14 protein-coding genes are annotated in these 13,166 nt (G+C 58.7%); 4 read left to right on the top strand and 10 right to left on the bottom strand.

Annotation, left to right across the window (positions count from 1 at the left end; all coding sequences use genetic code 11):
- Nucleotides 1-14 precede the first annotated feature (14 nt).
- From WGT02_RS34080 to WGT02_RS34040, 9 genes are all read right to left on the bottom strand, one after another.
- Nucleotides 15-791 (bottom strand): ABC transporter ATP-binding protein, encoded by a 777-nt coding sequence (locus tag WGT02_RS34080; protein ID WP_208245696.1) that lies wholly within the window; start codon nucleotides 789-791, stop codon nucleotides 15-17.
- Complete coding sequence (locus WGT02_RS34075) at nucleotides 788-1,576, bottom strand: ABC transporter permease (RefSeq protein WP_208246366.1); 789 nt, start codon at nucleotides 1,574-1,576, stop codon at nucleotides 788-790. The genes WGT02_RS34080 and WGT02_RS34075 overlap by 4 nt, the downstream gene beginning before the upstream one ends.
- Complete coding sequence (locus WGT02_RS34070) at nucleotides 1,566-2,306, bottom strand: ABC transporter permease (protein ID WP_225040330.1); 741 nt, start codon at nucleotides 2,304-2,306, stop codon at nucleotides 1,566-1,568. Before WGT02_RS34070 ends, WGT02_RS34075 begins: the two co-directional genes overlap by 11 nt.
- Before the next feature lie 145 nt (nucleotides 2,307-2,451).
- On the bottom strand, nucleotides 2,452-3,537 hold the full coding sequence (locus WGT02_RS34065; RefSeq protein WP_024318922.1) for an ABC transporter substrate-binding protein: 1,086 nt from the start codon (nucleotides 3,535-3,537) through the stop codon (nucleotides 2,452-2,454).
- A 23-nt stretch (nucleotides 3,538-3,560) separates the two neighbouring features.
- Entirely contained in the window at nucleotides 3,561-4,490 is a 930-nt protein-coding gene (locus WGT02_RS34060) for a TauD/TfdA family dioxygenase (protein WP_208245690.1), read from the bottom strand.
- Between the two features lie 265 nt (nucleotides 4,491-4,755).
- Entirely contained in the window at nucleotides 4,756-5,091 is a 336-nt protein-coding gene (locus WGT02_RS34055) for a hypothetical protein (RefSeq protein ID WP_225040257.1), read from the bottom strand.
- A 92-nt stretch (nucleotides 5,092-5,183) separates the two neighbouring features.
- Nucleotides 5,184-6,080, bottom strand: coding sequence for an IS21-like element helper ATPase IstB (gene istB, locus WGT02_RS34050; RefSeq protein WP_208245168.1), 897 nt, complete (start codon nucleotides 6,078-6,080; stop codon nucleotides 5,184-5,186).
- Entirely contained in the window at nucleotides 6,077-7,549 is a 1,473-nt protein-coding gene (gene istA / locus WGT02_RS34045; protein ID WP_208245170.1) for an IS21 family transposase, read from the bottom strand. The genes istB and istA overlap by 4 nt, the downstream gene beginning before the upstream one ends.
- 146 nt (nucleotides 7,550-7,695) lie before the next feature.
- Nucleotides 7,696-8,754, bottom strand: a complete 1,059-nt coding sequence (locus WGT02_RS34040) for a reverse transcriptase domain-containing protein (protein ID WP_375679738.1) — start codon at nucleotides 8,752-8,754, stop codon at nucleotides 7,696-7,698.
- Nucleotides 8,755-9,969: 1,215 nt separating this feature from the next.
- Here WGT02_RS34040 and WGT02_RS34035 point away from each other — a divergent pair.
- Nucleotides 9,970-10,641 (top strand): metallophosphoesterase, encoded by a 672-nt coding sequence (locus tag WGT02_RS34035; RefSeq protein WP_225040334.1) that lies wholly within the window; start codon nucleotides 9,970-9,972, stop codon nucleotides 10,639-10,641.
- A 106-nt stretch (nucleotides 10,642-10,747) separates the two neighbouring features.
- Nucleotides 10,748-11,185 (top strand): HAD hydrolase-like protein, encoded by a 438-nt coding sequence (locus WGT02_RS34030; RefSeq protein WP_208246362.1) that lies wholly within the window; start codon nucleotides 10,748-10,750, stop codon nucleotides 11,183-11,185.
- 40 nt (nucleotides 11,186-11,225) lie between these two features.
- Here the strand turns inward: WGT02_RS34030 and WGT02_RS34025 are convergent, their stop codons facing one another.
- Entirely contained in the window at nucleotides 11,226-12,305 is a 1,080-nt protein-coding gene (locus WGT02_RS34025) for an IS630 family transposase (RefSeq protein WP_037069542.1), read from the bottom strand.
- A 123-nt stretch (nucleotides 12,306-12,428) separates the two neighbouring features.
- Here WGT02_RS34025 and WGT02_RS34020 point away from each other — a divergent pair, with 123 nt between their 5' ends.
- Both WGT02_RS34020 and WGT02_RS34015 read left to right on the top strand, forming a co-directional pair.
- On the top strand, nucleotides 12,429-12,584 hold the full coding sequence (locus WGT02_RS34020) for a hypothetical protein (protein ID WP_208246360.1): 156 nt from the start codon (nucleotides 12,429-12,431) through the stop codon (nucleotides 12,582-12,584).
- A gap of 30 nt (nucleotides 12,585-12,614) precedes the next feature.
- Nucleotides 12,615-13,085 (top strand): sulfatase-like hydrolase/transferase, encoded by a 471-nt coding sequence (locus tag WGT02_RS34015; protein ID WP_225040336.1) that lies wholly within the window; start codon nucleotides 12,615-12,617, stop codon nucleotides 13,083-13,085.
- The last annotated feature ends 81 nt before the right edge of the window (nucleotides 13,086-13,166 follow it).

Below are 13,166 nucleotides of genomic sequence, written 5' to 3'. Positions count from 1 at the left end.
CGCGGCTCCTACGCCTAAAAGTCCGAGAACCTTGCCCCGCAGACGGATGAACTCCAGGCTCGAGCGGTCCAACCGCGCCGGCTCGGGAATAGAAAGTATCGCAGCGATGCGGCCCGGATGGGCTGCATGACCACGACCCGATGCCCGAGATGAACCGCCTCGTCGACATCATGAGTCACGAGCAGCGCTGTCGTGCCCTCATGTTGAACGATGCGTTTAAGTTCGTCCTGCAGCCTCAGGCGTGTCAATGCGTCCAACGCGCCAAGCGGCTCGTCGAGGAGCAGGAAACGCGGCCGGTTGACCAGCGCGCGCGCAATAGCAACGCGCTGCGCCATTCCGCCCGATAACTGCGCGGGGTAGGCCTTAGAAAATTGCGTCAGACCGACGAGTTCGAGATGCTGGCGCACCGTTTTCTTCTTGTCGGTTCGTGACAGGAGACTGCGTCGAAGGGCGGCTGCGACATTTCCTTCGACAGTCAGCCAGGGCAGCAGCCTGTGGTCCTGGAAAACGATGGAGCGATCGAGACCTGGCCTGTCGACCTGTGCACCATCAACAAGGATAGCCCCGCCGTAGTCGAGATCCAGGCCGAGAATAAGCCTCAGTAGCGTGGACTTGCCGCAGCCCGATGCCCCGACAATGGTGACGAATTCGCCGGGCCTGACCGATAGGTCGACATCAGCCAGGACCTTGACGTCTCGCCCGGCAATGATGAAGCTTTTGTCGAGCCCGCGAATTTCAAGGACAGGCGCGACGTTGGTTTCAAAGGCGGCTGATGGGGCTATCTGGTTCATCTCGTTCTTCTCCTGAGTAACCTTGTTTCCAGCCAATGGGCCGAACTGTTGTAGAAGAGGCCGATCAAGGCCAGGATGAGAATGCCGACAAAGAGCAGATCCATTTCGAACAACTGGCTGGCCTCATTCAAGCGGCCGCCGATCCCGGGCGTCACGTTGAGAAACAGTTCGGAGCCGAGCGTAGCGAGCCAAGCGTAGATCAAACCGGCATGCAGGCCCGTGAATATGGCCGGAAGGGCGCCAGGCAGGGCAACGAGACGGACAAAGTCGACCCGGCTGAAGATGAGCACGTCCGACAGCTCGCGATAGGCTGACGGTAGTCCTCTCACGCCCTGCCATGTGTTGATGACCACCGGTTGGAACCCGGCAAGGGCGATGAAGGCGATTTTTTCCGCATCCGCGCCACCAAACCATACGGACAATAATGGTACCCAAGCGAAAAGCGCAATCTGGCGAAAGGCCAGCAAGGTTGGGCCGACGATCCTCTCCGCAGTGCGTGAAAAGCCAAGCAACAGACCGAGGAGGAGGCCGGTCGAGGCGCCGATCGCAAAGCCGGTGAGATTTCGCCGAAGGCTTTCACTGATATCGAACGCGAGCGTGCCGGTGGTGAACTCCGTTCCGGCGCGTGCGGCCACCGCGTCGGGCGACGGGAGGAAGCGAGGATCGACCCACTCGAACCGGTCGGCGGCCAGCCAAAGCAAGAAGACAGCCGCGAACGCTGCAAACGGGCGCCAATGGCGCGCCACGTTTCGAAGGCGCCCGACTTGCAATGTGTCAGCGGCCATGGAGCGCCTCCGAGTTCCACGGCTGGACGAAGCGTTCCAGATGTTCAAGGATGGCGTTTAGTGATACGCCAATCGCTGCGATGACCAGCATGGCGGCGATGACGAGTTCAAGTTGGAAAAGCTGGCGGCCCCAAATCATCAGATAACCGAGCCCCTCGAACGACGCGAACAGTTCGACAATCACCAGGCTTTGCCAGGCGGCAGCCAGCCCTTCGCGAAGTCCGGTGAACATCGACGGCAGCGCGGCGGGCAGGACGATTGCAGACATCCACTGCAGCGGTGTGAAATTGAACACGCGGCCCAGTTCCAAAAGGTTTGGAGAGACATTAGCGATGCTGCGTGTTGTCGCCAACGTTACCGGTATCGCCGTCGACCACCCAATGCAGACATATTTGAGCTCCTCGTCGATGCCGACGAACAACACGAGCAAAGGCACCCAAGCCAGCGTGTTCACCTGTGCAACGGCGGTGAAGATTGGCCAAACGAATGCTCTAATCCCGGGCAGGAGGCCGAGGAGGGCTCCGGCAAGTAGACCCGAAAGCGCTCCGATCGTAAAACCGACGGCAACCCGCCGCAGGCTCACGAACGTGTGGTCAATGAGCGACCCGTCACGCCACAACTCGACGATCGTTGCCCATACCACCTTGGGAGCCGGCAGGATCTGCTCCGGAAGCCAGCCGAGGCGCGCGGAAAATTCCCACGCCAACAGCAGGACAAGCGGCAACGTCATCGCGTAAGCCACGTCGGCTAACACCCCCGATGAATTAGTCAGTCTTTGCTCTACGGGCCGATTGGCCGAAGTGGTCAAGGTCATCTATCGCCCTCATTGGCCAAGGACGGCCCGCGCCAGTGGCGCGGGCCGGCCCTGCGACATATCAGTTTGTGTGCTTCTTGTTGAGATCGCCGAGCTGGGCGATTTCACCCTTGGCGTCATAGCTTGACCAATGGTTCTCCAGCTTCAGCTCCTTGAGCGCCTGCTGCAGGTATTTCGGCTCCAGCCAGCTATCGACGTCGACGTTGCCCTTGATCAACCCATAGGCCTTTGCCCGCGCGACCTGGTCCTTGTAGCGGGCGATGACGAAGTCATCGATCAGCGGGTTGAGGCGGTTTGCGAGCGTATCGCCCTCAATATCCGCTTCGAAGGCATCTTTGGGGAAGCCCGACACAGCCCAGCCATTGAATACTTCGTCCTCATTGACCGGATCGGAGGCGAAGGCCGCAGCCTTGACGAAAGTGGTGACCACCCGTTGCGTTATATCCGGATGGGCTTGTTCAAAGGCGGTCGCGACCAGATAGGACGAATTGCGACCAAGTGTCGGATCGTCGCCCTTGGTGGTGTAGACGATCTTGACGATCCCTTTCTTCGCCAGCGCCAGATATTCCGGCCCGCCAAACACTGCATCAACATTGCCGGAAGTGAGTGCCGGTACGGCAGCGTTGGTGTCGAGGTTAATGAAGCGGACGTCCTTCTCCGTGAGACCATGGACCGACAAGATGCGATCTGTGGCGAGCTGTAGGTTTGTGCCCCTGAACAGCGCGACCTTCTTGCCTTTCACGTCATCGATCGATTTGATATCGCTGTCAGCCGGTACGGCAAGATAAACCGGCTCATGACGGGTGGTGGCAAAAACGAATTTGTGATCGAGCCCGCGTGACCGGCCTACAATTGCCGGCAGGTCACCGAGCAGGAAGAAATCGAGCTGTTTTGCTGCTACGGATTCGTTGAGCGCCGGTCCGGCGCCACGAAAGAAGGTCCACTCAATCTTGATGTCCTTGTCTGCGGCGAACTCTTCCTCGATGAGGTCCCGCGCCCGCGCATAGGTTGTAGCATCCCCATGAGAATATTGCCTGTTATCAAGCCCGACGCCGGGGTTGCCGAAGCGGATGGTCAATTCCTCGGCTGAGACTGAGCCAAGCGAGGCGAGAAGTGCGGCAAGCGCCGCGGCGATCCGAAGTTTCATAATCATTTCTCCTGTTCAGCCGCTCAGGCGGCCTTCGCGGCCGGTTTGGCTGCCTTGACATGGGTTACGCTGCGACGCCCGTCGACGCTGACGGGGACGTCGCCGTCAACGGTGGCGCGGCGTACGACCCGATGCTGGTCGCCATAGTCGTTGACCGCGTAATGCTGGGTGGCGCGGTTGTCCCAGATGGCGACATCGCCAGCCTGCCAGCGCCACCGCACGGTGACTTCCGGGGCAGTGACGTAGGACTGGAACACCTCGTAAAGCTTTGCAGAATCGCTCTTCGACATGCCGACAATGCGCTGCACGAAATTGCCGAGCAGCAAAGATCTCTCCCCGGTTTCCGGATGGACACGCACGACCGGGTGCTCGGTCTCGTAGATCGTCGAGGTGAAGACTTCCTCGAAATGCTTTTTCTCCTCAGCGGTGGCGCGAGGGCGCACGGCCGCGTAGTCGTAGGCGTTGCTGTGGATCGCCCAAAGACCGTCGGCCAAGACTTTCAGTGGCGTCGGCAGGCTCTCATACGCGGCGTGAGTATTAGCCCAGATCGTATCGCCTCCCGCTTCTGGAATAACGACGCCGCGCAGAACCGAGAATTTTGGATAGGCGTCAACGAAGGTCACATCGGTGTGCCACTGGTCTGCTCGGCCGCCCCCGCGGCTGGAATCGAGATTGAGGATTGAAGCCGTCCCGGCAACCGGTCCCTGTGTGGGATGAGGGACAAGGTCGCCCAGACGGCGGGCGAAGAGTTCCTGTTCCGCATCGTCGAGATGCTCCTGGCCGCGGAAGAAAATGACCTTGTGCTTCAGAAGATGCTCTTTGATGGACGCTATGGTCGCGTCCGGCAGATTCCCACCAAGGCGGATGCCTCTGATTTCGGCGCCGACGCGGCCGGTCAGCGGCACAACATCAGACTCCGGGATGATCTGATTGACTAGGACGGGATTGCTCATGGGGTTCTCCTGGTTAGTCTTGAAGAAGACAGGAAGTTGCGTCCGCCAAGTGATCTTCGATTGGCGTTGAAAGTCTCGTCGCTGGAAGTCGACACATCCATGGAATAGATTTATCTACTAAATCCATAGACAAGATTTTCTAAATACGTGCCCTTCCGTGAAATGTCAGGCTTCTAAAATCACTGGGTCACCGGAGGCAGTCACCCGCCCCCGGTTCCCACAGAACGTAGCGTGCGGATTTCCCGCACTACGCTCTTCGGCAGCTTCACAGCACCGCGAGTGCTTGCAGCTTCCCGTAAGGAAGCCGCAGCTTGGGTCGCAGCAGCGGGTTCCGTTCTTTGATCTGGTTGAAAGTGTCCCATGTGAGGCGGCCACCATCTCGGCTGCGGCTGCGTAACATTCGGCACCAGTACCGTTCCGTGGCCCGATACACCTTGAGCAGCGACCGAAGGTTTCCGGCGATGCCATAATAGGCGTAGTGGCCACGAAGAGCAGCGTTGATTTCGCTGACCTGGTCCCTGATGACGTAATGTCGAACTTGCCGCATCAGCTCCTGCAGAGACGAGAGACTACGTCGAAGCCGAGACTTCTCCGTGCGCATCCCGACCTTGAAGTTACCCTTTTGGTTCCGCGAGCAGTACAGTATAGCGCGACGATCAGGATGAGACGCGAGCGACAATCTGGATGAGATTCTTATGTCGCGGTTGGAGCGAAGTTATCATGTTGATTGTCGCTGGCAAGAGTTTCATCGTGTTCTGATTGCCGCTCCGCGACAAGCTGGGAAGAGCTTTTGATTGTCGCGAATGAGGCGGGTCTGCCGCGCTGGCGTTTGGCTTCCATGGCCGAACGCCGCCGGTAGCTTTCGACATTCATCTCGAAGATTGTTGCGTGATGGACAAGTCGGTCCACCGCGGCAAGCGTCATGGCCGGGTCTGGAAAGACGCGGTTCCATTCTCCGAAGGGCTGATTGGCGGTGATCATGATGGAACGCCGCTCATATCTTGCGGAGATGAGTTCGAAGAGCACGCTCGTTTCGGCCTGGTCCTTGGTGACGTAGGCCAGGTCGTCGAGGATGAGAAGATCGAACTTGTCGAGCTTTGCGATGGCGGCTTCGAGCTGAAGCTCCCTCCGCGCGACCTGAAGCTTCTGGACGAGATCGGTCGTGCGGGTGAAGAGCACGCGCCAGCCGTTCTCGATTAGCGCGAGGCCGACGGCTGCGGCGAGATGGCTCTTTCCGCCGCCGGGCGGACCGAACATCAGGATATTGGCGCCTTTGGCGAGCCAGCTATCGCCGGCTGCAATCGCCATGACCTGGGCCTTGGAGACCATGGGAACAGCGTCGAAGGCGAAGCTGTCGAGCGTCTTTCCGGGTGGCAGGTGGGCCTCGGCGAGGTGTCTTTCGATCCTGCGATGGGCGCGTTCGGCCAATTCATGCTCGGCGATGGCCGAGAGGAAACGGGCAGCAGGCCATCCTTCCCGATCGGCCTGCTCGGCAAATTGGTGCCAGAACGTCTTGATCGTCGGCAGCCTCAGTTCGTTGAGCATGATGCCGAGGCGGGCTTCATCGACTGTGTGGATGTTGCTCTTCATGCGACCTCTCCCGCATAGGCCGTGCCGATCAGGGCTTCATAACCATTGAGCGACGCGAGTTGCACATGAACGATCGGCAACTGATCCGGGTCCGGGCTGAAGACCGCTCTCAAAGCCGCCAGATCAGGCAGTTTGTGGGCGTCGAGCGTTTTGGCAAGCTCCTCGGCCAGTTCACGCTCGCAACTGCGATCGTGAGCCAAGGCAAGCAGTTCCACGGTGATCTTGCAAGCCTGCCGCTCGGGCAGTTGCTCGATGAGCGCGTCGAAAGTCCTGCGATATTCCGGCCTGGGGAAGAGCTTGTCGCGATAGACGAGCCCCAAAAGCGCCATCGGCTTTTTGCGCAGGGAATGAATGACGTGATGATAGTTGACGACTTGATCGTGCTTGCCACTCGCATGGGCGCGGCCTCGGGGTAATGTCAGCAGATGCGTGCCGCCGATGAAGACGTCGAGGCGATCGTCGAACAGACGCACCCGCAGCCGGTGGCCAATCAGACGGGAAGGCACGGTGTAGAAGACCTTGCGCAAGGCGAAGCCGCCGGTGCTCGATACGGTGACGATGACCTCTTCGAAGTCGGTGGTGCGACGATCGGGAAGAGCTTGCAGATGCGTGCGCTCGGCATCGATGCGCTTGCCATGTGCGGCATTGCGGCGGCTGACGATCTCATCGATGAAGGCGCGATAGGATCCGAGGTCGCCAAAGTCCCTGGTTCCGCGCATCAGCAGAGCATCGCGGATCGCATTCTTGAGATGGCCGTGGGAACTTTCGATCGAGCCGTTCTCGTGCGCGACGCCCTTGTTGTTGCGCGTCGGCGTCATGCGATAATGGGCGCACAGTTCGTCGTAGCGATGCGTCAGATCGACCTTGGCGTCGGCATCGAGGTTGCGGAAGGCGGCCGATAAGCTGTCGCTGCGATGATAGAGCGGCGAACCGCCAACCGACCACAGGGCGTTCTGCAGCCCCTCGGCCAGAGCGACGAAGCTCTCTCCACCCAGGATGACATGGGCATGCTCGAAGCCCGACCAGACCAGCCGGAAGTGATAAAGCAGATGATCGAGCGATTGGCCGGCGATCGTCACGCCGAGGCTGCCCATGTCGGTAAAATCCGACAGTCCTAACCGACCGGGTTCGTGCATCTGACGGAAGATCACTTCCTGCTCCTGACCGTGAACAGCCCGCCATGATCGGATACGACGCTCAATCGTACGGCGAACACCTTCTGACAGCTCTGGATGACGCCGCAGCATCTCGTTGTAAACGGCGACCGCTCGGATGCCGGGCGCGGCCTTGAGGAGCGGAACAACCTCGGCGTCGAAGATGTGCTCAAGGGGATCGGGGCGACGCCGGTCGCGCGGCGGCTTGGTCTGCGATGGAAGACGCGCATCCTTCTCGATGCGGTAAGCCGTCGCCCGGCTGATCGACGCCTTGGCGGCAGCGACCTCAATGGGGTTGTTTTGTCGGTACTTCATAAAAAGCCTCGTCTGATGATCGGTTACATGGCGACCCGGCACAAAGGTGATTCTCCATTCTCAGAAAATCACCGACGCTACCGGGCCAACCGCGATCATGAGACGCCGAAAAATTGCGCCGCGGCGGGGGTGTAACTCCAGTCGGGCTACGCCCTCCCTTCGTCACACCCCCGCCGCCGAGTCTCATCCTGATTGACGCTGAGTCTCACCTTGTTTGTCGCCGCGCAGTACAGCGTCATGCCCAGAAAGTAGATCGTCTCCGGGCGATTTCTGCCGCGTTTGCTCGCATCTCTCTGAGCAAACCGACCAAACTCGACCAACTTGGTCTTGCTCGGCTCAAGAGTGAGGCCAAACTTCCCCAAACGATGACGGAGAGCGTCCTCGACGCGGAGCGCATCCGATTGATGTTGGAAACAGATCACGAAGTCGTCGATATAACGCACCAGCCGGGCTTCGCCCTTGAGCTGGACCTTCACCACGCGCTCGAACCAGAGGTCGAGCACATAATGGAGATAAACGTTGCTCAGCAAAACGCTGATCGACCCTCCTTGAGGAGTTCCTTCATCACTCGGGTGGACAGCCCCGTCCTCAAGGACGCCTGCTTTCAGCCAGCGCCTGATCAAGCTGATCACGCGCGGATCCCCGACTCGATGCTCGACAAACCGGAGCAGCCACTCATGCGACAGACTCCCAAAATAGTTCTTCAAGTCCGCCTCCAGCACCCAGCTCGTCCGGCCGCCGCAGATTGCCTCGTTGAGGGTCGACAGGGCATGATGAGCGCTAAGATGCGGCCTGCCGCCGAACGAGCAGGGCAAGAAGTCCTGCTCGTAGATCGCCGACAGCACCTCAGCTGTGCTGCGCTGAAGCGCCCGGTCCGAAACAGTTGGCACCCCGAGCGGGCGCTTCTCCGTCTTGCCGGGCTTGGGGATGTAAACGCGCCGCACTGCCGGCGCGCGATATCCCTGGCGGTGAATGGATTGGAGCATCGGCTCTATCCATTCTCCAAAGCTCTCCTTCGCCGCCTTCACCGTCTGACCATCCACCCCGGCGGCCGAGCGCTGCGGAATCCTCAACAGATTCCTCTGCACCCGTTCGCGCGTGATGTGATGGGCAAGCGACGTAAAGCGGAGTTTCGGCTCACACCGAGCTTTCGCTGCTATATGTTCAAGTCCCGTTTCCATGGTCAGCTGATCTTCCCTTTGCATGAAAGGCCGTGTCTCCCGTTGAATGGAGCCCATGTTGCCCAAAAACATTTCAACTACCGCTGACCGCTTCCCCATGTGGCCGGCTCTCCCGACCTCGGAGTACTATCAGTCAGTCTGACTTCCACCCGGTCATCAGCCCCTTCTCGCCTCATCGGCTTGGCAGGTCCTACAAGCTTGCGCTTGAACCGGTTGGATCTCCCTTGTTCACGTCAAATCCTTCGATTGCATGCTGGCGGTACGAACCCCGGGAGCACCTTGGACCACTCGCAAAGACGCGGCCTGCGATTCCGCCTTCCCCTTTGAGAGACAGGGTCGGCTACTCCGATCACGTTCGATTTCGGGGCTATCTATCCGTTCACGTATGTTCCGGCCTACAATCTCCTTGTCTACGCTTCGCAGCGGCCGTTACCGGACACCACGCAAGACTCAGTACACGGCTGCTCGCTAGGCTTTGCCGTGGCCGTCATCTCAGACGGCTGAATTCAACGCGCTTGCAAGGCGCAACCCTCCCGGAACTTTCCTCCACTTGACATAAAAGTGAAACAAAACTCCATTATAGGGACGTTGTCAATTTTAGCTGCAGGTGATGGCATGGGGGGCGATGTTCTTTATCGACGGGGTTTCGAACGCACTCGGCTCGACCGCGGTGCTAAAGCAAATTGCGATCGGATATTCAGGGCCTGCAGCTTCGTTCGATCGGTGGACGAGCAGCGAACGACCTTGCTCCGCGAGCACGCAAGAAACTCGCAATGGGCTTTCAGAGCTACGTGCTTTATCCGCAAGATCGAGAAAAACATCTCCTTGCCGCTGAAATGAAGAGCCTGAGCGCGGCACAGAGGCTTCCTGTCGGGTCATTCGTGCCGGGCAAGGCGCGCCAAGATGACGGAAATCGCATCGAATGTTCGCTACAACGGGCTACATGCCTATCGACAAGCAGTCCGGCGACTGAAGGAATTCGAAACCTGGTCTATGCTGCCCGCGTTCGCACAGGCGCCCTTCGGCGCCCCATGGTACGGTCCACCCGGGCGGCAAAGGCGCCCAAATCTAGCGAGGCAGTGCAAGATCATCGATCGGGCCCAGCGTCGAGCTCTTTCGCCGGTGAAGCTCTGAAAGATATGGTCACCGCCACGAACGCGTTAATTCACTGAACAATCCTACCGCCGTCCCTTGCCCGACTTCGTCACGGAATTCGGGCACTTTTTCAAGTGTCGAACCATGCAAAAAATCATTCACATAACAGATCCCCATTTAGTCGCACCCGACAGGATGCTCTATAGCATCGACCCGGCGCAAAGATTGCGCGACACGCTAGCCCACGTGGCGCGTTTCCACGCCGATGGCAAGCTCATCCTGATCACAGGGGATCTCGCCGACACGGGCGATCCTGCCGCCTACAGGCTTCTTCACGATATCCTCTCAAAGGTCCGGCTGCCTGTTTATCTGACACTCGGCAATCATGATGACCGCAGTGCATTTAGAACTGTGTTCGGCGGGGAGGGCTTCGTTCAGGCCACGGTTGACCTAGACGATTGGCGCATCATCTTGCTCGACACGAAGGATGACGTAAGCCATTTCGGTTGTCTCGATGGTGGCCGCTTTGAATGGCTCGAAGAGCAGCTTTCCAGTGCCGAGGGTAGGCCCGTGGTGCTTGCCATGCACCACACGCCAGGCAACCTGCATGTCCCCTGTTTCAGAATGGGGGATATGAAGCAAACGGACCGGTTTTTTCGATCCTCAGGCGAGACGCATCCGTGCGGCACATGCTTTTTGGTCATCGGCACGTCGCTGCAGCCGGGAGCCTGTCGGGAATTTCTTTTACCGCTAGCCGTGGCACCGCACAGCATATCGTTCTCGACTGGGAACAATATGGCAAGCCCATATTCGTAGCTGCGGCGCCCTCGTACGATGTGGTGATGCTGGAGGGAACAGATGTCGTGGTCCATCGCCATGAGGAACTTGAGGCGCTGCCTGTCATCCGCCCGGGTGACCCGAAATGACGGCTGCGCGCCGAGCAAAGTCGCCGGGTTTTATCCTGCCCCGGCTGATCATCTTCGATTTCGACGGGACGCTGGCGGAAAGCGAAATCATCGCCTCTGAGGTCATTTCGGCAAAGCTCGCAGCCCACGGTGGCCACGTGCAACCCGATGAGATTACTGCAACGCTTTCCGGAATCGAGAGGGATGATCAACTGCAGCACCTAGAGAGCTCTTTTGGCTTGAGTTTGCCGAGAGACTTCATGGAACTGGTTGGGGCGGAGGTTCATTCCCTCACGTCTGACATCCTAATAGCAACGCCGGGCCCGATCGAACTGCTCCATTGGCTCACCATCCCGTTTTGCGTCGCATTGAAAACGCCCCGCTTGGAATTGATCCACCGCATGAGGGCCGCTAAATCTTTTGAGCCTGATTGGCCCGCGCTTCTTTTCTTCTGATGACATCGGCTTCCGCAAGCCGGACCCTTCCGTGCTGCTCCTAGTCGATTGATTCCAACACTTGGTGCCCTCGTCTGACGGCTGCGATGATGTCGTCAGGGTCTGCCTTCCAGATGAACGGCTTGGGCTGTTCGTTGTGCTCTTTGATAAAGCGGTTGATGGCTGCCTGAAGATCAACAACGGAATGGAAGACACCGTTTTTCAGTCGTCGCCGGGTGAGCTTAGCGAAGAACCCCTCGACGGCGTTCAACCAGGAACAGGATGTCGGAACGAAGTGGAAGGTCCAGCGTGGGTGCCGCGCCAACCAGGCCCGGACTTTGGGCTGTTTGTGTGTGGCGTAGTTGTCCAGGATGACGTGAACCGCCTTGTCCTTCGGCAACTGAGCCTCAATCGTGTTGAGGAAGCGGATGAACTCCTGATGCCGGTGGCGCTGCATGTTGCGGCCGATGACGGAGCCGTCGAGAACATTCAGGGCAGCGAAAAGTGTCGTGGTGCCGTGGCGCTTGTAATCATGGGTCATCGTGCCGGCACGACCCTTCTTCATGGGAAGACCCGGCTGCGTCCTATCCAGCGCCTGGATCTGACTTTTCTCATCGACGGAAAGGACAATCGCATGGGCCGGCGGCGAGACGTAGAGACCGACCACATCGTGAAGCTTCTCGGCGAAAGCCTTGTCGTTCGATAGTTTGAAGCTGCGCCACCGATGCGGTGCGAGACCATGCTCGTGCCAGATCTTGACGACTGAGGATGCCGCAATCCCCACAGCCTTTGCCATCGCACGAACAGTCCAGTGTGTGGCTTCCTGCGTGGGCGGCTCCTGCGTCAGGGCCACAACCCGGTCGACAAGGTCAAGCTCAAGCGGCGCAGTGCCGGGCGGCCGGCTCTTGTCGCGCAAAAGGCCGTCTACGCCTTCCGTCATAAAGCGCTCCTGCCAACGCCAGACGCAGGTCTTCGACTTGCCCGTCGCCTCCATGATCGCGACGGTTCCGAGACCCGCGTCGCTCATCAAAATAAACTTCGCCCGCCACACATGCTTTTGCGGCGAACTGCCCGCCGAAACGATTGCGTTGAGACGAACCCGGTCGTCAGCGGAAACCTCAAATGTGATACCTGTGCGCATGCCAGATCGTCGCATATGCGCGCAAAAATTGGAATCCTAAATCGGACTCTTTTGTCTCGATCAAACCACTAGCGGCCGAGGTGATGGGTGTGGCTCCGAGCGAATGCCTTCTCGTCGAGGATAGTGCCCATCGGTCTCAATGCCGAGCGCAACGCAAAAATGCAATACTGTGCCTTTGGCGGAGCCCGCCACCATTCCAGCCAGCTACTGAGCGACCTGCAGGCCTTTGAGCCAGAGGCGATGGTGCTGCACTTCGGAGAGCTCAAGACCTTGGTTTGATTGGAAGTATTTTAGTGAGGCTCCCAGCCAATGCCGCGATCCGATCAGAATTTGATTGTCTACGAACAGCCGCCGGAGCGCTTTGATGCAAATCGGCGAGAGACAGGAAGAGGTCCTTTCTCAACTTGGAGATCTGTGTTGAGCAATTTTAATATCGTCTGGATTTGCAGTGATCAACAACGTTGGGACACAATACAGTGTCTGGGATTCAAGGGCACGAAAACGCCCAATATCGATCGTTTGGCCGCACGGGGAACCGCGTTCGCGCGTGCATATTGTCAAAGTCCCATCTGTACGCCGAGCCGGGCGAGCTTCCTAACGGGCATGTATCCGATCGCACACCAGGTCCACCAGAACGGCGCAGGTGCATTTCCGTCCCATCTCGGTTTGCTTCCGAAGATGATGGCGAGTGCGGGATACTACACGGGACACATTGGAAAACTACATCTGTCTGCCTTGCGGCGCGACAATCAGGATGAGAATGCGCGTCAATCAAGATGAGAATCTGTCAGCGCTGCTGGAACGTAGGGAGGGCGTAGCCCGACCGGAGTTCCAGCAGCGCTGATGGCGAGATTTTTCGGC

Origin of the sequence: Rhizobium sp. T1470 (assembly GCF_042140505.1) — a bacterium.
In the GTDB taxonomy this organism is placed as follows: Bacteria; Pseudomonadota; Alphaproteobacteria; order Rhizobiales; family Rhizobiaceae; genus Rhizobium; species Rhizobium favelukesii.
The sequence above is the reverse complement of the archived record's forward strand: the minus strand, read 5'-3'. Positions and strand labels throughout refer to the sequence as shown.